This is a genomic window from Rhizobium binxianense (assembly GCF_028994275.1).
Classification (GTDB): domain Bacteria; phylum Pseudomonadota; class Alphaproteobacteria; order Rhizobiales; family Rhizobiaceae; genus Rhizobium; species Rhizobium binxianense.
The window spans coordinates 1,250,087-1,274,060 of record NZ_CP118713.1; the positions used below are offsets into that span (position 1 = coordinate 1,250,087).

Consider the following 23,974-nt stretch of genomic DNA (forward strand, 5'->3'; position numbering starts at 1 on the left):
TGGCGGCGATATCGCTAAGTTTGGCGAACCATATCCTAAAAATATTGGAGGTTCCCGTGACGGGCAACGTGTTGGATATCCCGGTCAAAACTGTGGATGGTCGCGAGACCACGCTCAACGAATACAAGGGCAGGGTGCTCCTGGTCGTCAATGTCGCCTCGAAATGCGGGCTGACGCCGCAATATGAGGGGCTGGAAAAGCTCTATGGCGAAAAGCGCGAGCGCGGCTTCGTCATCGCCGCTTTCCCGGCCAATGATTTCAAGGGCCAGGAGCCCGGCACCGACGCCGAGATTGTCGACTTCTGCACCAGCACCTATGACGTCACCTTCCCGATCTTCTCGAAGATCTCAGTCAAGGGCGAGGCACAGCACCCGCTTTACCGCCAATTGACCAAGTCGGGCGTCGCGACCACAGGCGACGGCCCGATGCGCGAACGCCTGAAATCCCACGGCCTGGCAGGCGGCGACGAGGACGACATCCTCTGGAACTTCGAAAAATTCCTGATCGGCCGCGACGGCAAAGTCGCCGCCCGCTTTGCGCCTGACGTGACGGCAGATGATTCGCGGCTGGTTTCGGCGGTGGAGAGGGAATTGGCGAAGGGGTGAGGCCCTCGCGCTGCCAGGGGCCTCTGGACTGCGGGAATTTGCGAAAGGCTGAGCTGATCCTCAGATCCCAAGCACGGTCACAAGCGGGGGCGTAAAGTCCTTGAAGCCCAATTTCGGCCAGTCGCACCTCTTGTCGAATCGCGTTTTTGGTTCGTGGCGCTGGCATTTCGGATTCGTCTTGAAGGCGTATCCGGGCAGGCTGACATAGATGGCACTTGGCGTGCATAGGGCAATCGCAACGCATAGCGTCAATGCGGAGCACAGGGCCTTCATGGCACACCTCCAGGCGTCGTACGCCTTCAAGCGCGGAGACTTTCCGGGCGGCGAATACTCCCACTTTTGCTGGCCCCCATCCATTCGCCCAATAGGAGGTGGTGCGGCGGCCGGAGTAGTCCGTTTGGTGGAGCTGCCTGTCACGCGGTGCGCCGCATCCAAATCTGCCGGGTGCGCTCACTGGATCGGTAGGCTCATTGGAGTTGTAGATATGCTGACGAAGCAACCTGCAGGCGTCTGTCCGCGAAGGCCTAGACATCGCCCAGATATTTGACACTTGAAGGAAAAAAATGGTGGGCGATGAGAGACTCGAACTCCCGACATCCTCGGTGTAAACGAGGCGCTCTACCAACTGAGCTAATCGCCCATCGCTAACGAAGCCGGATCGGCCTGCCGCGTTGGTGGCCGTGATCTATGCGGATCGCGGCAAAACCGCAAGAGTGTTTGTGAAGATTTTTTGATTTTTTTGGTGGCGGTTCGCTCCCTGTTATGTCGATGGGCCGCGGCCGGGCTGTGGATAAAGGGGAGGGGGAGGCGATGGGCATGTCGGCTTCGGCCGTGCCACCGGCTTCGATTGGGCCTCCGTGCCGCTGCGGCAAACGGAATTGTCGGCTTTTCCTTCGCCGCGTGCGGGCCTTGCCGAAACAATTCAACGACTGTCATGGTTTTGTCTCCAAACCTGCTTGACACTAAAAGACGAACCCCGTAGTTAGCCGCTCATCGAAACGGGCAGCCGTTTTGGTGAGGGTGCGAAGGCATCCGGACTGCTTGAAATGAATTGCGGGTGTAGCTCAGTTGGTTAGAGTGCCGGCCTGTCACGCCGGAGGTCGCGGGTTCGAGCCCCGTCACTCGCGCCATTTCAAGTCTTGTGAAACGCAAATGTGATTTGTCGTTTGTCCGGTTTTCTTCATCCTCGCGGCCGCAAATGGCCGGTCCTATGCGCGGGTGTAGCTCAGTCGGTTAGAGTGCCGGCCTGTCACGCCGGAGGTCGCGGGTTCGAGCCCCGTCACTCGCGCCATTTTCTTCTGAAAGCCATGCAGTTTCCAGTGGTCAGACATGCAGCTTCAGGCGGTTTGGGCGGATTTGTCGCGACATCGTTGCACCTGCTTGATAATGTCCGCGCGCGACGCGTCGAATTGCCTCTGTAAATCTCTTGCGCCGGGGCGTCGGCTGCGCTAACCACGGCTTGTTGCAACGCACGTTCGCTTGCCGGGCATTTGCCCAAATGCGCCGTCTGGCGCCTCCGGCAAGCAGGGATGAACATGATGACTGAACTGCTCAGTTCTTATATTCCGATCGCCATCTTCATCGGTATCGCGCTCGTTATCGGCCTGGCGCTGCTCATTGCGCCGTTCGCCGTCGCTTTCAAAGCGCCCGATTCGGAAAAGCTCTCGGCTTACGAATGCGGCTTCAACGCGTTCGACGACGCCCGCATGAAGTTCGACATCCGCTTCTACCTCGTGTCGATCCTCTTTATCATCTTCGACCTCGAAGTCGCCTTCCTCTTCCCCTGGGCCGTTTCCTTCGGCGCCATCGGCTGGTTCGGCTTCTGGTCCATGATGGTCTTCCTCCTCGTGCTGACCATCGGCTTTATCTATGAATGGAAGAAGGGAGCCCTGGAATGGGAGTAGCCCCTGTGAGCAATCAACCGCTCGTCGCCCAGCAGCCGAAGGGGATCATCGATCCTTCGACCGGTAAGCCGATCGGCAGTAACGATGCCTTTTTCGGCGAGATCAATAACGAGCTTGCCGACAAGGGTTTTCTCGTCACCTCGACCGACGAGTTGATCAATTGGGCCCGCACCGGTTCGCTGATGTGGATGACCTTCGGTCTTGCCTGTTGCGCCGTCGAAATGATGCAGCTGTCGATGCCGCGTTACGACGTCGAGCGTTTCGGTTTTGCGCCGCGCGCCTCGCCGCGCCAGTCCGACGTGATGATCGTCGCCGGCACGCTGACCAACAAGATGGCACCGGCGCTGCGCAAGGTCTATGACCAGATGCCCGAGCCGCGCTATGTCATCTCGATGGGCTCCTGCGCCAATGGTGGCGGTTATTATCACTATTCCTATTCGGTGGTGCGCGGCTGCGACCGCATCGTGCCGATCGATATCTACGTGCCGGGCTGTCCCCCCACGGCAGAGGCGCTGCTTTACGGCGTGCTTCTGCTGCAGAAGAAGATCCGGCGCACCGGCACGATCGAACGCTAAGGGTTAAGGACAAGGCATATGAGTGAAGCCCTGACTGAGCTTGCGTCCTACCTTGGCGAAGCGCGCGGCAATCTGATCGCGACATCGCAGATGAAGTATGGCGAGCTGACGCTGACGACGACGGGTGAAAACCTGATCGCGCTGCTGACCTTTCTGCGCGACGACGCCAAATGCGGTTTCGTCAACTTGATCGATATTTGCGGCGTCGACTGGCCGCAGCGCGAGCTGCGTTTCGACGTCGTCTATCACCTGCTGTCGCCGAAGCAGAATCTGCGCATCCGCGTCAAGGTCGCAACCGACGAAGATACGCCGGTTCCCTCCGCCTGCGCCGTCCATCCCGGCGCCGACTGGTTCGAGCGCGAAACCTGGGACATGTACGGCGTACTCTTCACCGGCCATCCGGACCTGCGCCGCATCCTCACCGACTACGGTTTCGAAGGCCACCCGCTGCGCAAGGACTTCCCGACGACCGGTTTCGTCGAGGTCCGCTACGACGACGCCGCGAAACGCGTCGTGTACGAGCCGGTCGAGTTGAAGCAGGAATTCCGCAACTTCGACTTCATGTCGCCATGGGAAGGCACTGACTATGTGCTGCCTGGGGATGAAAAGGCGAAACAGTGAGTAGTGAATAGTCGGTAGTGAATAGTGGGCAGATATTTGGGTGGCGAACGGGAAAATCAGTTCCTATCGTGATTTGAAAGTCTGGCAATTCGCTATCGAGCTGTCTGTCGTTTGTTATGAGGTGACGAGAACCTTCCGGCGGGAAGAGATTTATGGATTGACCAGCCAGATCAGACGATCTTCCGCTTCCGTGGCTGCAAATGTCGCAGAGGGATATGGAAGAGAAAATCGAGGCTCGTTTACCCAATTTCTCAAGATCGCTCAGGGCTCGTTGAAAGAGTTGGAGACGCATTTGATCATCGCCGGACGAATTGGCTTTCTTCAAGCCGCGGCCTTGGACGAATTGCTCGACCGATGCGACGAAATTGGAAAGATGCTGGGATCGCTTATTCGAAGCGTTCAGCAGAGAAAAGCTGACGAATAGTGAACGGATGAAAACTACTCACTACCCACTATTCACTACTCACTCTAAGCGAGTTGATCGCCATGACAGAACATAACGTCCGCAACTTCAACATCAATTTCGGACCGCAGCATCCGGCGGCGCATGGCGTTCTTCGTCTTGTCCTGGAGCTTGACGGCGAAATTGTGGAGCGGGTTGATCCGCATATCGGCCTGCTGCACCGCGGCACCGAGAAGCTGATCGAGACCAAGACCTATCTGCAGGCCGTGCCCTATTTCGATCGTCTCGATTACGTCGCGCCGATGAACCAGGAGCATGCCTATGCGATGGCCGTCGAAAAGCTGCTCGGCATCGAGATCCCGATCCGCGGCCAGCTGATCCGCGTTCTCTATTCGGAAATCGGCCGCATCCTCTCGCATCTCCTGAACGTCACGACACAGGCCATGGACGTCGGCGCGCTGACGCCGCCGCTCTGGGGCTTCGAAGAGCGTGAGAAGCTGATGGTGTTCTACGAGCGCGCCAGCGGTTCGCGCATGCACGCCGCTTATGTCCGTCCGGGCGGCGTCCACCAGGATCTGCCGGAAAAGCTTGTGCAGGATATCGGCGACTGGTGCGATCCCTTCCTGAAGGCGCTCGACGACATCGACAATCTGTTGACCGGCAACCGCATCTTCAAGCAGCGCAACGTCGATATCGGCGTCGTCTCGCTGGAAGACTGCTGGGCCTGGGGCTTCTCCGGCGTCATGGTGCGCGGTTCGGGCGCGGCCTGGGATCTGCGTCGCGCCCAGCCTTATGAATGTTATTCCGATCTCGAATTCGACATTCCGATCGGCAAGAACGGCGATAATTACGACCGCTACCTGATCCGCATGATCGAGATGCGCGAATCGGTCCGCATCATGAAGCAATGCGTCAATCGCCTGCTGTCCGATGCCAAGACCGGTCCTTTCTCGTCGATCGACGGCAAGGTCGTACCGCCGAAGCGCGGCGAGATGAAGCGCTCGATGGAAGCGCTGATTCACCACTTCAAACTCTATACGGAAGGCTACCACGTGCCGGCCGGCGAGGTTTACGCCGCCGTCGAGGCGCCGAAGGGCGAGTTCGGGGTTTATCTCGTCTCCGATGGCACCAACAAGCCTTATCGCTGCAAGATCCGCGCGCCGGGTTATGCCCATCTACAGGCGATGGATTTCATGTGCCGCGGCCACCAGCTTGCCGACGTCGCAGCCGTTCTCGGCTCGCTCGACATCGTCTTCGGCGAGGTGGACCGCTGATGCAGCGTCTGCCGCTTGCCGTTGCACTTCTTCTTGCGGCATCCGGGGTTTCGGCTCAGGAAGCCGATAGCCTCGGAACGCCGCTGGGCCGTAAGGAAGTGACGCCGCCGGCGGCGAAAACGTCCATGGGCGAGCTTTTGTCCAAGGGCTATCAGATCAAGGCCGCCATTCCGAATGGCAGCAAATTCGTAGTGTTTATGCAGAAAGACCAGTCGGCCTATGCCTGCGAAATGCAGTCTTTGACCGCTTCGCGGTGTGGAACCCTAAACTGACAAGGCGTGAGGAAGAATGTCCGTTCGTCGATTAGCCGAAGATCAATTTCAGCCTGCCGCATTCGCTTTCAGCGATGAGAATGCGGTCTGGGCGGACAAGACGATCCAGAAATACCCCGCCGGCCGCCAGCAATCGGCTGTCATTCCGCTGTTGATGCGGGCACAGGAGCAGGACGGCTGGGTCACGCGCGCGGCGATCGAAAAGATCGCCGACATGCTCGACATGGCCTATATCAGAGTGCTCGAGGTCGCGACCTTCTATACGCAGTTCCAACTGCACCCTGTCGGCACCCGCGCCCATGTCCAGGTCTGCGGCACGACGCCCTGCATGCTGCGCGGCTCGGAAGCGCTGATGTCGGTCTGCAAGAGCAAGATCCACGCTCATACCTTCGAGCGCAATGCCGAAGGCACGCTGTCCTGGGAAGAGGTCGAATGTCTCGGGGCTTGCGTCAACGCCCCGATGGTGATGATCGGCAAGGACACCTACGAGGACCTGACGCCCGAGCGTCTCGAAGAGATCATCGATGCCTTTGCCGGCGGCAATGGCGCCAGCATCAAGCCGGGCACCCAGATTGACCGGATATTCTCGGCGCCTGAAGGCGGCCCGACTTCGCTGACGACGGAAGAGCCGAAGGCACGGACGCGCGCCAAGAAGGCGGATGCCGAAACCATTTCCGGTCCGGTCGACGGCGCTCCGGTTCCCCCCTCCGAGGCTGCCCGCCCGAAGAGCACCGACGCGGAAACCAATGCTGCCCTGAAGACGCCGGCAACGGCGCCGAAGGCTGCTGCGAAGAACGCAAAGGCTGCACAGGAGCAGCCGATATCAGGCACCGCCGCTGCCGAACCGGCGCCTGCCGCTGCCGTCAAGGCCGAAGCCGCCCCGGCGGCAAAGCCGGCTTTGACCGACAAGAACCGTCCGGCCGGCATCGAAAAGCCCGCCACACCGGATGATTTGAAGATGATCTCGGGCGTCGGCCCGAAGATCGAGGCGACGTTGAACGAGATCGGCATCTTCACCTTCTCGCAGGTCGCGGGCTGGAAGAAGGCTGAGCGCGAATGGGTCGACGGCTACCTGAACTTCCGCGGCCGCATCGAGCGCGACGACTGGGTCAAGCAGGCCAAGGCGCTCGCCAAGGGCGGCGAAGCGGAATATATCAAGGTCTTCGGCAAGAAGCCGCGGTAAGAGGTGAAGCATGTTACAAGATAAAGACCGCATCTTTACCAACATCTACGGCCTCAAGGACAAATCCCTGAAGGGCGCGATGAGCCGCGGCCACTGGGACGGCACCAAGCAGATCCTCGAAAAGGGCCGAGACTGGATCATCAACGAGATGAAGGCATCCGGCCTTCGCGGTCGCGGCGGCGCCGGTTTCCCGACAGGCCTCAAATGGTCTTTCATGCCGAAGGAAAGCGACGGCCGCCCGCATTACCTCGTCGTCAACGCCGACGAATCGGAGCCTGGCACCTGCAAGGACCGTGACATCATGCGCCACGATCCGCATACGCTGATCGAAGGCTGCGTTGTCGCGAGCTTCGCCATGGGCGCCAATGCCGCCTACATCTATGTGCGTGGCGAATATATAAGAGAGCGCGAAGCGCTGCAGGCGGCGATCGACGAATGTTATGATTACGGCCTGCTCGGCAAGAACAACAAGCTCGGCTGGGACATGGACATCTTCGTCCATCACGGCGCCGGCGCTTACATCTGCGGCGAGGAAACCGCACTGCTCGAAAGCCTCGAAGGCAAGAAGGGCCAGCCGCGCCTGAAGCCGCCTTTCCCGGCCAATATGGGCCTCTATGGTTGCCCGACGACTGTCAACAACGTCGAATCGATCGCTGTGGCGCCGACCATCCTGCGCCGTGGCGCCGGCTGGTTTTCGGCCATAGGCCGTCCGAACAATGTCGGCACCAAGCTGTTCATGCTCTCCGGCCACGTCAACAAGCCGTGCACGGTCGAAGAAGAAATGGGCATCACCTTCCGCGAGCTGGTCGACCGCCATGCCGGCGGCATCCGCGGCGGCTGGGACAACCTGCTCGCCGTCATTCCGGGCGGTGCGTCCTGCCCGATCGTTCCGGCCAAGGACATCATCGACTGCCCGATGGATTTCGACGGCCTGCGCGGCGTCGGTTCCTCCTTCGGCACGGCCGCCGCGATCGTCATGGACAAGTCCACCGACGTCATCAAGGCGATCGCCCGCATCTCCGCCTTCTTCAAGCATGAGAGCTGCGGCCAGTGCACGCCGTGCCGCGAAGGCACGGGCTGGATGTGGCGGGTGATGGAGCGCATGGCCAAGGGCAATGCCCAGAAGCGTGAAATCGACATGCTGTTCCAGGTGACCAAGCAAATCGAAGGCCACACCATCTGTGCGCTCGGCGACGCCGCCGCATGGCCGGTGCAGGGTCTGATCCGTAACTTCCGTCCCGAGATCGAAAAGCGCATTGACCAGTATACGGCGAGCGCGCTCGATCACGGTGCGGTTCTGGAGGCGGCTGAATAATCATGGTGGACAAGGCATCCGACGGCAGAAAGAAGGAAGAGGCAGCCGATTTCCCGGCCGGCTTTGGCCGGCTTGCTGCCGAGATGCTGGAAAATGCGCGGGCAATGCCGGTGCATCCGCTGATGGCACATCCTGCCGCAGCCTTTGCCGCCGCGACGGCGATCGGCTTTGGTTTCTCGACCCAGATGGCAGGCGCCTTTTTCGGCGCCTTCCAGAGCGCACTGGAAACGACCGGCAAGCTTGCTGCCGCCCTCGATGACACGCCGCCGGACGCGTTGATGCCCGACGTCGAGATCCGGCCGGAGAATATTCGCCCTGCCGTCAAGGCTGTCGCCAAGCCGGCGGCCGAGACCAAGCCTGACGTCGAGAAGAAGGCAAGGCCGAAACTGACTGTTGTCACACCGGTCAGCGAACCGGTTCCTGCCAGCCAGCCGAAGCCCGCCGTCAAGGCCAGGCCGGTTGCGCGGGCTGTTAAGGCCGACGATCTGAAGCTGATCACCGGTATCGGCCCGAAGCTGGAGCAGGTACTTAACGCCAGGGGCATTCGCAGCTTCGCCGAGATCGCCGCCTGGAGCGATGAGGAAATCGTCCGGCTCGACGCCGAGCTTGGCTTCAATGGCCGCATCGGCCGTGACGACTGGACTGGCCAGGCGAAGGTTCTGGCGGGACGGGGCCGTAGACGGAAATGAACTGTCCGGCCGGATCATCGGCCGGAAAAAGGGCAGATCGGCGGACGGGCGGGGGGCCTCACGCTGCAGATGCCGCTGCGGGTTCCGGGTCTGGAACGCGCGACAGAGAACTTCGGCGACATCAGCTGTCGGCAGGACGAAAGATCCGGCTTGGCAGTGAGAGTGTTGCAAAAATAGGTTTGTTTGCCGTCATCAGGCAAACGGGAAACAGGACTGAGCGACGATGGCAAAACTGAAGATTGACGGCAACGAGATCGAAGTTCCGGATCATTTCACGCTATTGCAGGCGTGTGAGGATGCCGGCGCCGAGGTTCCGCGCTTCTGCTTCCACGAGCGGCTGTCGGTTGCCGGCAATTGCCGCATGTGCCTTGTCGAAGTGAAGGGCGGCCCGCCGAAGCCGCAGGCTTCCTGCGCCATGAGCGTGCGCGATATCCGAGGCGGCCCGAACGGCGAACTGCCCGAGGTCTTCACCAACACCCCGATGGTCAAGAAGGCCCGCGAAGGTGTGATGGAATTCCTGTTGATCAACCATCCGCTCGATTGCCCGATCTGCGACCAGGGCGGCGAATGCGACCTGCAGGACCAGGCGATGGCCTTCGGCATCGACACTTCGCGTTACCAGGAAGACAAGCGCGCCGTCGAGGACAAGTATATCGGCCCGCTGGTCAAGACGGTGATGAACCGCTGCATCCATTGCACGCGCTGCGTCCGCTTCACCACCGAGGTCGCCGGCATTTCCGAACTCGGCCTGATCGGCCGCGGTGAGGATGCCGAGATCACCACCTATCTCGAACAGGCGATGACCTCCGAGCTGCAGGGCAACGTCGTCGACCTTTGCCCGGTCGGCGCGCTCACCTCGAAGCCCTTCGCCTTCACCGCGCGCCCCTGGGAATTGAACAAGACCGAATCGATCGACGTCATGGATGCCGTCGGTTCGGCGATCCGCGTCGACACCCGCGGCCGCGAAGTCATGCGCATCCTGCCGCGTGTCAACGAGGCGATCAATGAAGAGTGGATCTCCGACAAGAGCCGCTTCATCTGGGACGGCCTGAAGACCCAGCGCCTCGACCGGCCCTATGTGCGCCGCGACGGCCGCCTGCAGCCGGCCACCTGGGCCGAAGCCTTCGGCGCCATCAAGGCCGCCGTCAGCGCCACCTCGGGCGACAAGATCGGCGCGATATCAGGCGACCTTGCTTCCGTCGAGGAGATGTATGCGCTCTCCGAACTGGTGAAGTCGCTGGGATCGGCCAATCTCGACTGTCGCCAGGATGGGGCCGCACTGGATCCGTCGCTCGGCCGTGCAAGCTATCTCTTCAACCCGACCATTTCGGGCATCGACCAGGCCGACGCGCTCTTGATCATCGGCGCCAATCCGCGTTTCGAGGCAGCCATCCTCAACGCCCGCATCCGCAAGCGCTGGCGCCGGGGCAAGTTCCCGATCGGCGTCATCGGCGAGCCGGGCGAGTTGCGCTACAGCTATGACTACCTCGGCGGCGGTCCCGACACGCTGAAGGATCTGGTCGACGGCAACCATGCCTTCGCCGAAGTCCTGAAGAACGCCACCAAGCCGATGATCATCATCGGCCAGGGCGCGCTGTCGCGCACCGACGGCGCTGGCGTTCTCGCCAGTGCGGCCAAGCTCGCCGGTTCGGTCGGCGCTGTTGTCGAAGGCTGGAACGGTTTTGCCGTCCTCCATACCGCAGCGTCCCGCGTCGGTGGCCTCGATCTCGGCTTCGTGCCGGGGGCCAAGGGCGTCAACGCCGCCGAAATGCTGACGGCAATGGATGTGCTCTTCCTGCTCGGCGCCGACGAACTCGACTTTGCCGCCAAGAAGGCCAGGCTCACCGTCTATATCGGCTCGCACGGCGATAACGGCGCGCATCATGCCGACGTCATCCTGCCGGCCGCAGCCTATACCGAAAAGTCCGGCACCTGGGTCAACACCGAAGGCCGCGTTCAGATGGGCAACCGCGCCGGCTTTGCGCCGGGTGATGCCCGCGAGGACTGGGCGATCATCCGCGCTCTTTCCGACGTGCTCGGCAAGAAGCTTCCCTTCGATTCGCTGAGCGAATTGCGCGTCCGGCTCTATGCCGCTTTCCCGCATTTCGCCGCCATCGATGAGATCGCCGAAAGCGATAGCGCCCAAATTGCCGCAGTTGCGAAAAAAGCCGGCAAGATGAACAAGTCAGGGTTTGCGTCGCCGGTGAAAGACTTCTATTTGACGAACCCGATAGCGCGTGCCTCGGCTGTCATGGCGGAGTGCTCGGCATTGGCCCGCAACAACTTCAAAGTCGCGGCAGAGTAAGGGCAGGGGACTATGGATTCTTTCTTTTCGAGCTATGTCTGGCCGGCGATCATCATGATCGGTCAGTCGCTGCTGCTTCTCGTCTGCCTGCTCGTCTTCATCGCCTATGTGCTGCTCGCCGACCGCAAGATCTGGGCGGCCGTGCAGCTGCGTCGCGGCCCGAACGTCGTCGGTCCCTTCGGCCTGTTCCAGTCCTTCGCCGACCTTTTGAAGTTCGTCTTCAAGGAGCCGATCATTCCGGCCGGCGCCAACAAGGCGGTGTTCCTGCTGGCCCCGCTGGTGACGGTGCTTCTGGCGCTGTCCACCTGGGCAGTGGTGCCGCTGGCCGACGGATGGGTGATCGCCAACATCAATGTCGGCATCCTCTATATTTTCGCGATTTCCTCGCTCGAGGTTTACGGCATCATCATGGGCGGCTGGGCTTCGAACTCGAAGTATCCGTTCCTCGGCGCGCTGCGTTCGGCCGCACAGATGGTGTCCTATGAAGTCTCGATCGGCTTCGTCATCGTCACCGTGCTTCTCTGCGTCGGATCGCTGAACCTGACCGACATCGTCAATGCTCAGCATACCGGCCTCGGCACCATGCTCGGCCTGCCGGCGTCGTTCCTCGACTGGCACTGGCTGTCGCTGTTCCCGATGTTCATCATCTTCTTCATTTCGGCACTCGCCGAGACGAACCGTCCGCCTTTCGACCTTCCGGAAGCCGAATCGGAACTCGTTGCCGGCTTCATGGTCGAATACGGCTCCTCGCCATACATGATGTTCATGCTCGGCGAATATGCGGCCGTCTGCCTGATGTGCGCGCTGACGACGATCCTCTTCCTCGGCGGCTGGCTGCCCCCGGTCGATATCTGGATCCTCAACTGGGTCCCAGGCATCATCTGGTTCACGCTGAAGGCCTGCCTGGTGTTCTTCATGTTCGCGATGGTCAAGGCCTTCGTTCCGCGCTACCGCTACGACCAGCTCATGCGCCTCGGCTGGAAAGTTTTCCTGCCGCTGTCGCTCGCCATGGTCGTCATCGTTGCATTCGTGCTGAAACTGACGGGTTGGGCATGATGATGCCCGCTCTCGTTTTCGGCAAAATTGGAGGTTGAAGATGGCAAGCTTGTCCGGCTCCATCAGCTCGCTGTTTCTCAAGGAATTCGTCGGCGCGTTCTTTCTGTCGATGCGCTATTTCTTCCGCCAGAAGGCGACGATCAACTATCCCTTCGAAAAAGGCCCGGTCTCCCCGCGTTTCCGCGGCGAGCATGCGCTGCGCCGTTATCCGAACGGTGAGGAACGCTGCATCGCCTGCAAACTCTGCGAGGCGATCTGTCCTGCCCAGGCGATCACCATCGAGGCCGGTCCGCGCCGCAACGACGGCACGCGCCGCACGGTGCGCTACGACATCGACATGGTGAAATGCATCTATTGCGGCTTCTGCCAGGAAGCCTGCCCGGTCGACGCGATCGTCGAAGGCCCGAATTTCGAATTTGCGACGGAAACCCGCGAAGAGCTCTATTTCGACAAGGCGCGGCTTCTGGATAACGGAGACCGGTGGGAGCGCGAAATCGCCCGCAACATCGCGATCGACTCGCCGTACCGCTGATCGAGTTTTTGAAATGCCGTAATGGAGCTTGAGCGCTTCGGTCGCGGTCAATATGCACAGGAGTTCTGCCGGTCAGCCGCGCAAAGCTCTATCGGGCAGAAAAACTCCCGGCTGCCCGGGGGAAGATGAAAAAGGCACCAACATGGGTCTGCAGGCTCTATTTTTCTATCTTTTCGCCTTTGTCGCGGTGGCGTCGGCGTTCATGGTCATCTGGGCGAAGAACCCGGTTCACTCGGTTCTGTTCCTGATCCTGGTGTTCTTCAACGCGGCCGGCCTCTTCCTGCTGGCCGGTGCCGAATTCCTGGCGATGATCCTGCTCGTCGTCTATGTCGGTGCCGTCGCCGTTCTCTTCCTCTTCGTGGTGATGATGCTCGATATCGACTTCACCGAATTGAGGGCAGGGGTTCTCGAATATGCGCCGATCGGCGGGCTGATCGGAGTGATCCTGGCGGCCGAACTGATCGTCGTCATCGGCGGCAGCGTCATCTCGCCGGAGATCGCCAAATCAGTCGCCATGCCGATCCCGGCACTCAGCGAGCGGACGAATACGGCCGCCCTCGGCGACGTGCTCTATACCAACTACGTCTATTTCTTCCAGATCGCCGGTCTGGTGCTGCTGGTCGCCATGATCGGCGCGATCGTGCTGACGCTGAGGCATCGCACCAACATCAAGCGGCAGAATATTCCGCGGCAGGTTGCCCGCACGCCCGCCACCGCCGTCGAGGTGGTGTCGGTCAAGCCCGGGCAGGGCGTCTAAGGCAGGTCAAGGAACAAAGAACATGGTCATCGGACTTTCCCACTACCTGACGGTTAGCGCCATCCTCTTCACGCTCGGCGTCTTCGGCATCTTCCTGAACCGGAAGAACGTCATCGTCATCCTGATGTCGGTCGAACTGATCCTGCTTGCCGTCAACATCAACATGGTCGCCTTTTCCCATTTCCTGAACGACATCGTCGGCCAGGTCTTCGCGCTGTTCATCCTGACGGTCGCGGCTGCCGAAGCGGCGATCGGTCTTGCAATTCTCGTTGTCTTCTACCGCAACCGCGGCTCGATCGCGGTCGAAGACGTCAATATGATGAAGGGCTGAGTGGCTCATGTTCCTCTATAAGGCTATCGTCTTTCTTCCCTTGATCGGTGCGATCGTCGCCGGCCTTTTTGGCCGCGCCATCGGCGCCAAGGCTTCGGAATATCTCACCAGCGGCCTGATGATCATCGCCGCCATCCTGTCCTGGGTCGTCTTCTTCACCGTCGGCATGGGCCATGCCGAAGGCGGCCCGATCAAGGTCGAGGTGCTGCGCTGGATCCAGTCCGGCGGCATCGACGTCTCCTGGTCGCTGCGTGTGGATACGCTGACCTCAGTGATGCTGATCGTCGTCAACACGGTCTCGACGCTGGTGCATGTCTATTCGATCGGCTACATGCATACCGATCCGCATCGTCCGCGCTTCTTCGCCTATCTGTCGCTCTTCACCTTCGCCATGCTGATGCTGGTGACGGCCGACAACCTTGGCCAGATGTTCTTCGGCTGGGAAGGCGTCGGTCTTGCCTCCTATCTCTTGATCGGCTTCTGGTTCAAGAAGCCGTCGGCGACGGCTGCGGCGATGAAGGCCTTCATCGTCAACCGCGTCGGCGACTTCGGCTTCGTGCTCGGCATTGCCGGCGTCTTCGTGCTGTTCGGCTCGATCAACTTCGACACGATCTTCGCCAACGCCTCGAATTTCGCCCCGCATGAAGGTGGCGGCGAGGCGAGCGAAGTGATCCTCAACCTCTTCGGCATCCAGCTCGACAAGGCGCATGCGCTGACCGGCATCTGCCTGCTGCTGTTCATGGGCGCGATGGGCAAGTCGGCGCAGTTCCTGCTGCACACCTGGCTGCCGGATGCCATGGAAGGCCCGACCCCGGTCTCGGCTCTCATCCATGCCGCCACAATGGTCACCGCCGGTGTCTTCCTCGTCGCCCGCATGTCGCCGCTCTTCGAACTGTCGCCGGATGCGCTTACGGTCGTCACGGTCATCGGCGCGATCACCGCCTTCTTCGCGGCCACCGTCGGCTTGGTGCAGAACGACATCAAGCGCGTCATCGCCTATTCCACCTGCTCACAGCTCGGCTACATGTTCGTGGCGCTCGGGGTAGGGGCCTATGGCGCGGCGATCTTCCATCTCTTCACCCATGCCTTCTTCAAGGCGCTGCTCTTCCTCTGCGCCGGCTCGGTCATCCATGCCGTCGATGGCGAGCAGGACATGCGCTACATGGGCGGCCTGCGGCCGCACATCAAGGTAACGTTCTGGATGATGATCATCGGCACGCTGGCGATCACCGGTGTCGGCATTCCCTTCACGCCGATCGGTTTTGCCGGCTTCTTCTCCAAGGACGTGATCATCGAGGCGACCTATGCATCGCATTCGCCCGTCTCGGGCTTCGCCTTCTCGCTGCTGGTCATCGCGGCTCTGTTTACGAGCTTCTATTCCTGGCGCCTGATCTTCATGACCTTCTTCGGCAAGCCGCGCGCTTCGCACGAGGTCATGCACCACGTCCACGAGTCGCCGCAGGTCATGCTGGTGCCGCTCTATCTCCTGGCGATCGGTGCGGTGTTTGCCGGCTTCCTCTTCGAGGGCCGCTTCTACGGCGAGGAATATGCCGAGTTCTGGAAGGGTGCGCTGTTTACCGGCGCTGAGAATGAACTCGTCGAAGAGTTCCACCATGTACCGGCGCTCGTGGGCTTGAGCCCTTTCATCGCCATGGTGCTCGGCTTCGTCACCGCGTGGTACATGTATATCCGCTCGCCGCAGACGCCGCGCACCCTCGCCAAGCAGCATCGCGTGCTCTACCACTTCCTGCTCAACAAGTGGTATTTCGACGAACTCTACGACTTCCTCTTCGTCCGCACGGCCAAGGCGCTCGGCCGCTTCCTGTGGAAGAGGGGTGACGTCGGCGTCATCGACACCTACGGCCCGAACGGCGTCGCCGCCCGCGTCGTCGCCGTCACCGACCGTGTCGTCCGCCTGCAGACCGGTTACCTCTATCACTACGCCTTCGCGATGCTGATCGGCATTGCGGCGCTCGTTACCTGGATGATGCTCGGGAGTTCCTTCTGATGACCGATTGGCCTATTCTTTCAACGGTCACCTTCCTGCCGCTGGTCGGCGTGGTGCTCCTGCTATTGATGAACGGCGAGAGCGAAGCCGGCCGGAAAAACGTCCTGTGGATCTCGCTGATCACCACCGTCTTCACCTTCGTCGTCTCGCTCTTCATCTGGACCGGCTTCGACAATGCCAATCCGGGCTTCCAGATGATCGAGAAGCATAACTGGCTCGGCACCGGCATCGGCTACCACGTCGGCGTCGACGGCATCTCGATGCTGTTCGTCATCCTGTCGACCTTCCTCATGCCCTTCTGCGTGCTGGCGAGCTGGCTCTCGATCGAGAAGCGCCTGAAGGAATACATGATCGCCTTCCTCATCCTGGAAACGATGATGGTCGGGGTCTTCGTCTCGCTCGATATCGTGCTGTTCTACGTCTTCTTCGAGGCTGGCCTCATTCCGATGTTCCTGATCATCGGCGTCTGGGGCGGCAAGGACCGCGTCTATGCGAGCTACAAGTTCTTCCTCTATACGCTGCTGGGCTCGGTGCTGATGCTGCTCGCCATCATGGCGATGTACTGGCAGGCCGGCACGACCGACATCACCGCGCTGCTCGCCTACAAGTTCCCGCCAGCACTGCAGACCTGGTTATGGCTGGCTTTCTTCGCCTCCTTTGCGGTGAAGATGCCGATGTGGCCGGTCCATACCTGGCTTCCCGATGCCCACGTTCAGGCGCCGACGGCAGGCTCGGTCATCCTGGCCGGCGTGCTCCTGAAGCTCGGCGGTTACGGCCTTATCCGCTTCTCGCTCGGCATGTTCCCGGTCGCCTCCGATTATTTCGCGCCGCTCGTCTTCGCCATGTCCGTCATTGCCATCATCTATACCTCGCTGGTGGCGATGATGCAGGACGACATCAAGAAGCTGATCGCCTATTCCTCGGTGGCGCACATGGGTTATGTGACCATGGGCATCTTTGCCGCCAACATGCAGGGTGTTCAGGGTTCGATCTTCCAGATGCTGTCGCACGGCATCGTCTCCGGCGCGCTCTTCCTCTGCGTCGGCGTCATTTACGACCGCACCCACACCCGCGAGATCAACGCCTATGGCGGCCTCGTCAACAACATGCCGAAATATGCAGTCGCGATGATGGTCTTCACCATGGCCAATGTCGGGCTTCCCGGCACGTCGGGCTTCATTGGCGAATTCCTGACGCTGATCGGCGTCTTCCGGGTCAACACCTGGGTGGCACTCTTTGCCGCCACCGGCGTCATCCTCTCGGCCGCCTACGCGCTCTGGCTCTATCGCCGGGTGATCTTCGGCGCGCTGGAAAAGGAAAAGCTGAAGGCGCTGCTCGATCTTTCCAGGCGCGAACAGCTGATCCTCTACCCGCTGGTCGCGCTGACCATTTTCTTCGGCGTTTTCCCGGCTCCGGTCTTCGATGCGACGGCCGCCTCGGTGGATTTGCTGGTCAACAACTACACGGCCGCCGTGCACGCAGCGCAGAATGTTGCGCTGTCTATGAATTGATGACGGGACTTATTGGACATGACCGCTGAAACCATTCTCCTTAGTCTGCATCTTTCCGCGCCGGAGCTCATCCTCGCGGTCGGCGCCCTTGTCCTGTTGATGGTCGGCGTCTTCTCGGGCGAGCGGTCGGGCCTTGTCGTCACCGGCCTCGCCATCGTCCTGCTGCTGGCCTCCGGCCTGTGGCTGCTCTTCGTGCCGGCAGAAGGCCTTGCCTATGGCGGCGTCTATATGGCCGACGGCTTCTCGCGCTTCATGAAGCTGGTGGCGCTCATCGGTTCGCTGGTCGCGCTGTTCATGACGATGGGCCACGCCCGCGAAAATCAGCTCGACAAGTTCGAATTCCCGGTTCTGCTGGTGCTTGCGACCCTCGGCATCCTGCTGATGATCTCGGCCAACGACCTGATCTCGCTCTATCTTGCGCTGGAACTGCAGTCGCTGGCGCTTTATGTCGTCGCCGCGATCAACCGCGACAGCCTGAAGTCGACCGAAGCCGGCCTCAAATATTTCGTTCTTGGTGCACTTTCCTCCGGCATGCTGCTCTACGGCATGTCGCTGGTCTATGGCTTCACCGGCCACACCCACTTCTCCGAGATCGCCCAGGCGCTTTCGGTCGAGGGCGCGCGTTCGCTCGGTCTCGTCTTCGGCCTGGTCTTCATCCTCGCCGGCATCGCCTTCAAGATCTCGGCGGTTCCCTTCCACATGTGGACGCCTGACGTTTATGAAGGCGCGCCGACGCCGGTCACCGCTTTCCTGGCCGCAGCCCCCAAGGTTGCCGCCATGGCGATGATGACCCGCATCGTCATCACCGCCTTCCAGCCGGTTCTGGCGGACTGGCAGCAGGTCGTCGTCTTCATCTCGATCGCCTCGATGCTGCTCGGCTCGTTTGCCGCGATCGGCCAGAAGAACATCAAGCGACTGATGGCCTATTCGTCGATCGGCCACATGGGCTATGCGCTGGTCGGTCTTGCCGCCGGCAACCAGACCGGTGTCTCCGGCGTCATGCTTTATATGGTCATCTACATGGTCATGACCCTCGGCACCTTCGCGATCATCATGTCGATGCGCCGCAAGGACGGCACCGTCGTCGAGGAGGTCAACGATCTCGCCGGCCTTTTCACGACCAACCCGTTCATGGCCGTGGTGCTGACGGCGCTGATGTTCTCGCTTGCCGGCATTCCGCCGCTCGCCGGCTTCTTCGCCAAGTACTTCGTTTTCGTCGCCGCCATCGAAGCCAAGCTTTATGCGCTCGCCATCATCGGCGTTCTCGCCTCGGTCGTCGGCGCTTACTATTATCTGCGCGTCATCAAGCTGATGTGGTTCGACGAGGCGACCGGCGAATTCGCCCGGGTTTCCGGCGCACTGCGTCTGGTCTTCGGTCTCTCCGGTCTCTTCGTCACCGCCTATGTCCTCATCGGCGGCCCGATCGGCGGCGCGGCAGAGCTTGCCGCCGCGACGCTCTTTTGATGGCTTCCGACGGACGGCGCCGGATATCGCTCGGCGATTTCAGGCACGATGCTCTGTCGGAAACATCGTCCACCAACAGCGAATGCCTCGCCCGGGCTCGGGCGGGCGATGGCGGCAATCTCTGGGTGACCGCCGAACGACAGACCGGCGGCCGCGGCCGCCGCGGCAGGCTCTGGGTGTCCGAACGCGGCAATCTCTACGCCTCTCTTCTTTTGATCGACCCGGCGCCGATGGAGCGCCTGAGCTCTTTGCCGCTGGCCATTGCCGTTGCCGTCCACCAGGCGATCCGCCGGGTGCTGCCGCCGGGCGCCGAGCCGCTCGAGGTCAAATGGCCGAACGATATCCTCATCGGACGAAAGAAGACCTGCGGCATCCTGGTCGAAGGCGAGGGGCTGCCGGATGGCCGTTATGCCCTCATCGTCGGCATCGGCATCAATGTCTCGGTGATGCCTGATAATCCGCTCTATCCCGTCACCTGCCTGCGTCAGCAGGGAAGTGCGACTTCGCCGGAAGAACTCTTTGCCCATCTCTTCGCCGCCATGGCGGATGTGCTTGAAATATGGGATGAGGGCCGCGGGATCGGCAAGATCACGGCGCTCTGGCGTGCCATCGCCTGCGGCATCGGCGAAAAGATCACGGTGAATTTGCCGGACCGATCGATTTCCGGACAATTCGCCGGAATTGATGATAATGGCTTGTTGATGCTCGATACCGGCGCTGGCAGGATAATGCCCATTGCCGCCGGTGATGTGTTTTTTGGATAGCGGAAAAAACGAAAATTATGGCGAAACAGGACGAGTTGGTATTCCTGCCTCTGGGCGGCGTTGGCGAGATCGGCATGAATCTCGCTCTCTATGGCTACGGCCCGCCCGAGCATCGCCAATGGATCATGGTCGATTGCGGCGTCACCTTTCCAGGTCCCGACCTGCCGGGCGTCGACCTCGTGCTGCCCGATATCCGCTTCCTCGCCAGCGAGCGCAAGAATCTCAAGGCGATCATCATCACCCATGCGCATGAAGATCACTATGGCGCGCTCGCCGATCTCTGGCCGGGGCTCAACGTGCCGGTCTATGCCTCGGGCTTTACCGCTGGTCTGCTCGAAGCCAAGCGCAATTTCGAGAAGGCGACGATCGGCGAAGTGCCGGTGACGCCGTTCAAGGCAGGCGACACGATCAATGTCGGCCCCTTCAGCATCGAGGGTGTGGCCGTCAACCATTCGATCCCCGAGCCGATGTCGCTGATGATCCGCACGCCGGCCGGCAACGTGATCCACACCGGCGACTGGAAGATCGACCACGAGCCTTCGCTCGGGCCGCTGACCGATGAGACGCGTTTCCGCCAGCTCGGCGACGAGGGCGTGCTGGCGCTGATGTGCGATTCCACCAATGCGCTGCGCGACGGTGTTTCGCCCTCTGAGAAGGATGTGTCCGAAAGCCTGCGCAAGATCATCGAGAATGCCGAGGGCCGGGTGGCGATCACCACCTTCTCGTCGAATGTCGGGCGTATCCGCACCGTCGCCGAAGCCGCCGAGGCGGCAGGCCGCGAAGTGCTGCTGCTTGGCAGTTCGCTGAAGCGCGTCGTCAACGTCGCCCAGGACATCGGCCTGATGGAAGGCGTAAAGCCCTTCATCTCTGAAGATGAATACGGCTATATCCCGCGCGACAAGGTCGTCGTCATCCTGACCGGCAGCCAGGGCGAGGCTCGGGCAGCGCTTGCCAAACTCTCGCGCGACGAGATGCGCAATGTGGCCTTTGCCGCAGGCGATATCGTCGTCTTTTCCTCGCGCGCCATTCCCGGCAACGAGAAGGCGATCCAGGACATTAAGAACGGCCTTGTCGAGCAGGGCGTGCACATCATCACCGATACCGAAGCCCTGGTCCACGTGTCCGGCCATCCGCGCCGCAACGAGTTACAGCGGATGTATGAGTGGACGCGGCCAAAGATCGTCGTGCCGGTGCATGGCGAAGCGACGCATTTGACAGCGCATAAGGAACTTGCCGAGCAATCCGGTATCGCGATCGTGCCGCGCGTGCGCAATGGCGATATCCTGCGGCTGGCGCCCGGTCCCGTCGAGGTGATCGGCGAGGCGCCGCATGGCCGCATCTATAAAGACGGCTCGCTGATCGGTGATTTCGACGAGATGGGTATCGGCGAGCGCAAGAAGCTCTCCTATGTCGGCCATGTCGCTGTCAACGTCGTGCTCGACGCCCGCTACGACATCGTCGGCGATCCCGATCTCGTTTCGATCGGCCTGCCGGTCTATGACGACGAGGGCGAGGAGATGGAAGATACGCTCTTCGACGCCGCGATCAGCGCCATCGAGAGCATTCCGCGCGCCCGCCGCAAGGATATCGATATGCTGCAGGAGGCCGTGCGCCGCGCCATCCGCGCAGCTGCGAACCATGCCTGGGGCAAGAAGCCCGTCGTCACCGCCTTTGTGACCAAGGTCTGATCATGCTCGGCCGGGTAAACCACATCGCCATCGCCGTTCCCGATCTGGCAGTGGCGACGGCTGCCTATCGCGACACGCTGGGGGCTGCGGTATCGCAGCCGCAGGCACTGCCGGAGCACGGCGTCACCGTCGTCTTCGTCGAATTGCCGAATACCAAGGTCGAATTGCTGCAACCGCTTGGGCAGACCTCGCCGATCGCAGCCTTCCTGGAAAAGAACCCGTCCGGCGGCATGCATCACATCTGCTACGAGGTGGAGGATATCATTCTCGCCCGCGACCGGCTGGTTGAGGCGGGCGCCAGGGTGCTCGGCGACGGTCAGCCGAAGACCGGCGCGCATGGCAAGCCGGTTCTCTTTCTGCACCCGAAGGATTTCTTCGGCACGTTGATCGAACTCGAACAGGCCTGAGCCGCTGCGGCAGAGTGACCCAAAGGCGGCTAAACGTTTTGCCCGCTTTGAGTTGGCCGACATTTCGCCGTATAAGGACGCCATATCACCGCGGCATCAACGGGAACCATAATGCTCCAGATCTTTCTTCAGGGATTTGCCGTCTACTTCATCATCTGGTGGATGACGCTTTTCGCTGTCCTGCCGATCGGTCTGCGCACCCAGGCGGAAGACAATGATGTCGTGCTCGGCACCGTTCCGAGCGCGCCCGCTCGGTTTCGCGCCGCCTTCGTCTTTTCGCTGACGACACTGATTTCGGCTGTGATCTACGGTCTCTGGTATGTCTGCGACACATATTTCGGCTGGGGTTTCGACGCCCTTCCACAACTCGGGCCGAGCTTCTATTAAGAGCTAGCTTTTGCCCAAACTTTGGGCATATGTACAATCGGCGGACGGTATACCGTCATACCAGTGTCATGTTTTTGCGGCAAAGAGCTCACGTAACGGAAAGAGGCCCATCTCCCAACGGGAGGCGGGCAGGATTTTGCGGGGGACGTGAGCCGAAAAACCAAAAAAAAACAAGGCTAAAAGCCTTGTTTTAAGTATCGCGTGATCTGTAACCGTTGCCGGGGCTGCGACGAGCGCGCCTAAGATCTGATCCTCCCAAGACTTGACCGCGAATTCGACAAGAATTTATCCTTCCTGCCTGTTTTGTGAGCTAAAGCTAGCTCAAACATTGGGCTTTGTCATCAGCTTTTTTTGCATTTTTGCTACACTCTAGCAAAATTTTTCTGTTGACAAGATTTTCGTTCAAGTCCTTATAAACACGCGCTTTTTCACGCCCTGTCATTTTGCGGGTGCGAACATGCGCATGCGGGAGGTTGCCAACATCAGTTGCGGGTTTCCTTCCTGCCGCGAAGCGGCTATGAACGCTCCCGACATTAACCATTGTCTTTCGATTCCGCCTGCCGCGGGATCCAACTGCTTCGGAATCCGCCATGCGTCTGTCCCGCTATTTCATGCCCATCCTCAAGGAAAACCCCAAGGAGGCGGAAATCGTCTCCCACCGGCTGATGCTGCGCGCCGGCATGATCCGCCAGCAGTCGCAGGGCATCTATTCCTGGTTGCCGCTCGGCAAGCGCGTCCTCGACAAGGTCAACGCCATTATCCGCGACGAACAGAACCGGGCCGGCGCCATCGAGCTGTCGATGCCGACCCTGCAATCGGCCGAACTCTGGCAGGAGAGCGGCCGTTACGATGCCTACGGCAAGGAGATGCTGCGCATCAAGGACCGCCAGGATCGGCCGATGCTCTACGGTCCCACCAACGAGGAGATGGTGACGGATATTTTCCGCTCCTCGGTCAAGTCCTATAAGGACCTGCCGCTCAATCTCTATCACATCCAGCTGAAGTTCCGCGACGAGATCCGCCCGCGCTTCGGCACCATGCGCTCGCGCGAGTTCATGATGAAGGATGCCTATTCCTTCGATCTGACACGCGAAGGGGCGGAGCATTCCTACAACAAGATGTTCGCCGCCTACCTCAGAACCTTCGATCGGCTCGGCCTGCGCGCCATCCCGATGCGTGCCGATACCGGCCCGATCGGCGGCAATCTCAGCCACGAATTCATCATCCTCGCCGATACCGGCGAATCCGAAGTCTTCTGCCACAAGGATTTCGTCGATTTCGATATTCCTGACGAAGGCACCGATTTCGACAGCGTCGAAGGCCTGCAGGCGATCTTCGACAAGTGGACGTCGCTCTATGCGGCAACTTCGGAAATGCACGACGAGGCGGCTTTCAACGCCGTTCCCGAGGGCGACCGGCTTTCGGCCCGCGGCATCGAGGTCGGCCACATCTTCTATTTCGGCACGAAATATTCCGAGCCGATGGGCGCGAAAGTGCAGGGGCCGGACGGTAAGGAACACTTCGTTCACATGGGTTCCTACGGTATCGGCCCGACACGCCTTGTTCCCGCCATCATCGAAGCATCGCATGACGACAACGGAATCATCTGGCCGGCATCGGTCGCGCCCTTCGATGTCGTGGTGATCAACATGAAGGCGGGCGATCAGGCCTGCGACGATACCTGCGAGTTGATCTATGCCGCGCTGAGCAAGGCGGGCAAGGATGTGCTCTACGACGATACCGACGACCGGGCCGGGACGAAGTTCGCGACCGCCGACCTGATCGGCGTTCCCGTCCAGATCATCGCCGGCCCGCGCGCGGTCGCCAACGGCGAAGTCGAGGTGAAGGACCGCAAGACCGGCGCTCGCGAAACGATGACCATCGAGGCGGCGATCAACAGGTTCGTGGCTTAAGGAAACGGAG

At 60.7% G+C, this 23,974-nt stretch carries 25 protein-coding genes and 3 tRNA genes; 25 read left to right on the forward strand and 3 right to left on the reverse strand.

Annotation, left to right across the window (positions count from 1 at the left end):
* Positions 1-56: 56 nt before the first annotated feature.
* On the forward strand, positions 57-605 hold the full coding sequence (locus PO860_RS06195; RefSeq protein WP_183606524.1) for a glutathione peroxidase: 549 nt from the start codon (positions 57-59) through the stop codon (positions 603-605).
* 60 nt (positions 606-665) lie between these two features.
* On the opposite strand, the gene PO860_RS22240 is transcribed toward PO860_RS06195, so the two are convergent.
* Together PO860_RS22240 and PO860_RS06200 are read right to left on the reverse strand one after the other, a co-directional pair.
* Positions 666-878, reverse strand: coding sequence for a hypothetical protein (locus PO860_RS22240; RefSeq protein WP_312862973.1), 213 nt, complete (start codon positions 876-878; stop codon positions 666-668).
* 291 nt (positions 879-1,169) lie between these two features.
* Positions 1,170-1,245: transfer RNA gene (locus tag PO860_RS06200), tRNA-Val, on the reverse strand.
* A gap of 413 nt (positions 1,246-1,658) precedes the next feature.
* On the opposite strand from PO860_RS06200, the gene PO860_RS06205 reads away from it, so the two are divergent.
* The 23 genes from PO860_RS06205 (at position 1,659) to PO860_RS06315 (ending at position 22,051) form a co-directional block, all read left to right on the forward strand.
* A tRNA-Asp gene (locus PO860_RS06205) sits at positions 1,659-1,735 on the forward strand.
* Positions 1,736-1,819: 84 nt separating this feature from the next.
* Positions 1,820-1,896 (forward strand) — tRNA-Asp (locus PO860_RS06210).
* 247 nt (positions 1,897-2,143) lie between these two features.
* Positions 2,144-2,509, forward strand: a complete 366-nt coding sequence (locus PO860_RS06215) for an NADH-quinone oxidoreductase subunit A (RefSeq protein ID WP_008521906.1) — start codon at positions 2,144-2,146, stop codon at positions 2,507-2,509.
* The gene (locus PO860_RS06220) at positions 2,500-3,084 is read left to right on the forward strand and encodes a NuoB/complex I 20 kDa subunit family protein (protein ID WP_003578567.1); all 585 of its coding nucleotides are present in this window, start codon (positions 2,500-2,502) and stop codon (positions 3,082-3,084) included. The genes PO860_RS06215 and PO860_RS06220 overlap by 10 nt, the downstream gene beginning before the upstream one ends.
* A gap of 18 nt (positions 3,085-3,102) precedes the next feature.
* Complete coding sequence (locus PO860_RS06225; protein ID WP_183606525.1) at positions 3,103-3,705, forward strand: NADH-quinone oxidoreductase subunit C; 603 nt, start codon at positions 3,103-3,105, stop codon at positions 3,703-3,705.
* A gap of 40 nt (positions 3,706-3,745) precedes the next feature.
* The gene (locus PO860_RS06230) at positions 3,746-4,129 is read left to right on the forward strand and encodes a four helix bundle protein (protein ID WP_273884019.1); all 384 of its coding nucleotides are present in this window, start codon (positions 3,746-3,748) and stop codon (positions 4,127-4,129) included.
* 62 nt (positions 4,130-4,191) lie between these two features.
* Entirely contained in the window at positions 4,192-5,382 is a 1,191-nt protein-coding gene (locus tag PO860_RS06235) for an NADH-quinone oxidoreductase subunit D (protein ID WP_183606526.1), read from the forward strand.
* Positions 5,382-5,654, forward strand: coding sequence for a hypothetical protein (locus tag PO860_RS06240; protein WP_273884018.1), 273 nt, complete (start codon positions 5,382-5,384; stop codon positions 5,652-5,654). The genes PO860_RS06235 and PO860_RS06240 overlap by 1 nt, the downstream gene beginning before the upstream one ends.
* 16 nt (positions 5,655-5,670) lie before the next feature.
* On the forward strand, positions 5,671-6,837 hold the full coding sequence (locus tag PO860_RS06245) for an NADH-quinone oxidoreductase subunit E (protein ID WP_183606528.1): 1,167 nt from the start codon (positions 5,671-5,673) through the stop codon (positions 6,835-6,837).
* A 10-nt stretch (positions 6,838-6,847) separates the two neighbouring features.
* Entirely contained in the window at positions 6,848-8,152 is a 1,305-nt protein-coding gene (gene nuoF, locus PO860_RS06250) for an NADH-quinone oxidoreductase subunit NuoF (RefSeq protein WP_003558451.1), read from the forward strand.
* 2 nt (positions 8,153-8,154) lie between these two features.
* The gene (locus tag PO860_RS06255; RefSeq protein WP_183606529.1) at positions 8,155-8,841 is read left to right on the forward strand and encodes a 5' DNA nuclease; all 687 of its coding nucleotides are present in this window, start codon (positions 8,155-8,157) and stop codon (positions 8,839-8,841) included.
* Positions 8,842-9,064: 223 nt separating this feature from the next.
* Entirely contained in the window at positions 9,065-11,146 is a 2,082-nt protein-coding gene (nuoG, locus tag PO860_RS06260) for an NADH-quinone oxidoreductase subunit NuoG (protein ID WP_273884016.1), read from the forward strand.
* A gap of 12 nt (positions 11,147-11,158) precedes the next feature.
* Positions 11,159-12,202 carry an NADH-quinone oxidoreductase subunit NuoH gene (gene nuoH, locus PO860_RS06265; RefSeq protein WP_183606531.1) on the forward strand — a complete coding sequence of 348 codons (1,044 nt, stop codon included), beginning with the start codon at positions 11,159-11,161 and terminating at the stop codon, positions 12,200-12,202.
* A 40-nt stretch (positions 12,203-12,242) separates the two neighbouring features.
* Positions 12,243-12,734 carry an NADH-quinone oxidoreductase subunit NuoI gene (gene nuoI / locus PO860_RS06270; protein ID WP_003547385.1) on the forward strand — a complete coding sequence of 164 codons (492 nt, stop codon included), beginning with the start codon at positions 12,243-12,245 and terminating at the stop codon, positions 12,732-12,734.
* A gap of 142 nt (positions 12,735-12,876) precedes the next feature.
* Positions 12,877-13,491: an NADH-quinone oxidoreductase subunit J gene (locus tag PO860_RS06275; protein WP_033180330.1), complete on the forward strand. Its 615-nt coding sequence runs from the start codon at positions 12,877-12,879 to the stop codon at positions 13,489-13,491.
* Positions 13,492-13,513: 22 nt separating this feature from the next.
* Positions 13,514-13,822 carry an NADH-quinone oxidoreductase subunit NuoK gene (gene nuoK / locus PO860_RS06280; protein WP_010066755.1) on the forward strand — a complete coding sequence of 103 codons (309 nt, stop codon included), beginning with the start codon at positions 13,514-13,516 and terminating at the stop codon, positions 13,820-13,822.
* A 7-nt stretch (positions 13,823-13,829) separates the two neighbouring features.
* Positions 13,830-15,830 carry an NADH-quinone oxidoreductase subunit L gene (gene nuoL, locus PO860_RS06285; protein WP_273880689.1) on the forward strand — a complete coding sequence of 667 codons (2,001 nt, stop codon included), beginning with the start codon at positions 13,830-13,832 and terminating at the stop codon, positions 15,828-15,830.
* Entirely contained in the window at positions 15,830-17,341 is a 1,512-nt protein-coding gene (locus tag PO860_RS06290; RefSeq protein ID WP_273884015.1) for an NADH-quinone oxidoreductase subunit M, read from the forward strand. The genes nuoL and PO860_RS06290 overlap by 1 nt, the downstream gene beginning before the upstream one ends.
* Before the next feature lie 18 nt (positions 17,342-17,359).
* Positions 17,360-18,805 carry an NADH-quinone oxidoreductase subunit NuoN gene (nuoN, locus tag PO860_RS06295; protein WP_272783422.1) on the forward strand — a complete coding sequence of 482 codons (1,446 nt, stop codon included), beginning with the start codon at positions 17,360-17,362 and terminating at the stop codon, positions 18,803-18,805.
* Complete coding sequence (locus tag PO860_RS06300; protein ID WP_272783423.1) at positions 18,805-19,569, forward strand: biotin--[acetyl-CoA-carboxylase] ligase; 765 nt, start codon at positions 18,805-18,807, stop codon at positions 19,567-19,569. Before nuoN ends, PO860_RS06300 begins: the two co-directional genes overlap by 1 nt.
* A gap of 17 nt (positions 19,570-19,586) precedes the next feature.
* Positions 19,587-21,257 (forward strand): ribonuclease J, encoded by a 1,671-nt coding sequence (locus tag PO860_RS06305; protein ID WP_272783424.1) that lies wholly within the window; start codon positions 19,587-19,589, stop codon positions 21,255-21,257.
* 2 nt (positions 21,258-21,259) lie between these two features.
* The gene (gene mce / locus PO860_RS06310) at positions 21,260-21,664 is read left to right on the forward strand and encodes a methylmalonyl-CoA epimerase (protein ID WP_183606537.1); all 405 of its coding nucleotides are present in this window, start codon (positions 21,260-21,262) and stop codon (positions 21,662-21,664) included.
* 111 nt (positions 21,665-21,775) lie between these two features.
* Positions 21,776-22,051: a DUF1467 family protein gene (locus PO860_RS06315; protein ID WP_097611070.1), complete on the forward strand. Its 276-nt coding sequence runs from the start codon at positions 21,776-21,778 to the stop codon at positions 22,049-22,051.
* Between the two features lie 316 nt (positions 22,052-22,367).
* Here PO860_RS06315 and PO860_RS06320 read toward each other — a convergent pair whose 3' ends face one another.
* The gene (locus tag PO860_RS06320) at positions 22,368-22,643 is read right to left on the reverse strand and encodes a hypothetical protein (RefSeq protein ID WP_183606686.1); all 276 of its coding nucleotides are present in this window, start codon (positions 22,641-22,643) and stop codon (positions 22,368-22,370) included.
* On the opposite strand from PO860_RS06320, the gene proS reads away from it, so the two are divergent.
* Positions 22,642-23,964 carry a proline--tRNA ligase gene (gene proS / locus PO860_RS06325; RefSeq protein WP_272783425.1) on the forward strand — a complete coding sequence of 441 codons (1,323 nt, stop codon included), beginning with the start codon at positions 22,642-22,644 and terminating at the stop codon, positions 23,962-23,964. The two genes, PO860_RS06320 and proS, sit on opposite strands and share 2 nt — an antisense overlap.
* Positions 23,965-23,974: the final 10 nt, after the last annotated feature.